Annotated in this window: 1 protein-coding gene; it reads right to left on the minus strand. The window is 60.1% G+C overall.

Going from position 1 to position 276, the window contains the following annotated elements; translation table 11 throughout:
* Positions 1–276 (minus strand): contractile injection system protein, VgrG/Pvc8 family (locus tag NTD84_RS11220; RefSeq protein ID WP_262165224.1); only part of this gene is annotated, 276 nt, incomplete at both ends.

Genomic DNA, 276 nt, shown 5'->3' on the forward strand with positions numbered 1-276 from the left:
GCGCATGCTGGTGATGCCAGGCAAGGCCGTCTTCGGCGCACAGGCGCTGGATGAACGCGAAGTCGCTTTCCCCGTACTGCGTGCAGTACTCGCGCTCGGCGCTGGTGCGGACATGGAAGGTGAATGCGTCAGTCTGCAGGCCATGCTGCTTCAGAACTTGAGTGACGATCTGCGGCACCGTCAGGTTCTGGAAAATCCGTTGGTTGTAGCTGAACTGCAAGTAGTGCAACGCCGGTACGAGCGTCAGGTGATAGTGGCTCAGGCGCTTGCCAACGC

The organism is Pseudomonas sp. 14P_8.1_Bac3 (assembly GCF_025466085.1).
In the GTDB taxonomy this organism is placed as follows: domain Bacteria; phylum Pseudomonadota; class Gammaproteobacteria; order Pseudomonadales; family Pseudomonadaceae; genus Aquipseudomonas.